Source organism: Mesorhizobium sp. M1328 (genome assembly GCF_040318075.1).
Lineage (GTDB): Bacteria > Pseudomonadota > Alphaproteobacteria > Rhizobiales > Rhizobiaceae > Mesorhizobium.
The window spans coordinates 1-1130 of sequence record NZ_JAMYLO010000082.1; the positions used below are offsets into that span (position 1 = coordinate 1).

Here is a 1130-nt window from a genome sequence, read left to right on the forward strand (position 1 = left end):
AACCGCGAGCGAGGTTGTCGACTTCCTCGCCGACACAGCGCCGGACAAGGTGCTAACCGGATTGGGCGGCCACGGTGTGGCGGCAGTATATGAAAGCGGCAAAGCCGGTCCGACAGTCCTGTTCCGGTCGGAACTCGACGCGCTGCCGATTTATGAGCTTTCAGGCGTTTCTCATTCGTCGCTCGTACAGGGAAAGTCGCATATGTGCGGCCATGACGGACATACCGCGATCCTCGCCGCACTTGGCCGCCAGTTCGGGCGCGAAAGGCCTGCCCGCGGCCGCGTCGTGCTGATGTTCCAGCCGGCGGAAGAGACCGGCAATGGCGCGGCCGGCGTCGTCGCCGATCCGCGCTTTTCCGAGATCGCGCCGGATTTGGCGTTCTCGCTGCACAATTTGCCCGGTGTGCCGTTCGGTGAGGTGCGTATCAAACCCGGCGTGGTCAACTGTGCTTCACGCGGCATGCGAATATTGCTGGAGGGCAAGACCGCGCATTCGTCGATGCCCGAAACGGGTGTCTCGCCAATGTTGGCGGTCAGCCAGCTGATGCCGGCACTGCCCGCGCTCGGGCGCGGAACCTTCGCTGACGACGATTTCAGTATGGTGACCGTCACCCATGCCCTGATGGGCGAAGCTGTGTTCGGCATTGCGCCGGGAAATGCAAAAGTGTGGGCGACGCTGCGCACAAGGCGCGATGAGTGCATGGCGGACCTGTGCGCCGCCGCGGAAGCGCTGGTGGAAAAGATCGCTGGAGAGCATCGTCTTTCGGCGCGCTACGACTATCACGAGATCTTCGTTGCCAGCGTCAACGCGCCGGATGCCGTGGAACATCTGCAGCGCGCGCTCGACGAAGAAGGCGTGCCACGCACAGAGGAAGCCCTGCCGATGCGCGCTTCGGAAGACTTCGGCCTGTTCGGCCATAGCGCAGCGTCCGCCATGTTCTTCCTCGGCGCCGGCGAGCCGTACCCTGCGCTGCACAACCCCGACTATGACTTTCCAGACGACCTGATCCCGATCGGATCCAGAATATTCATGCGCACGGCTCGCAACCTTCTGGGCTGATTGGCTCCTGGGCTGGCCGCCTATTTGCGCAAAAGCTCGATCTCAGGCGGGATATTAACGACGTCGCCCG

Annotated in this window: 1 protein-coding gene; it reads left to right on the forward strand. The window is 63.0% G+C overall.

Annotated elements, in window-relative coordinates:
* On the forward strand, window positions 1–1060 hold a 1060-nt coding region (locus NKH23_RS34460), incomplete at its 5' end, for an amidohydrolase (RefSeq protein WP_353036805.1).
* Between the last annotated feature and the right edge of the window lie 70 nt (window positions 1061–1130).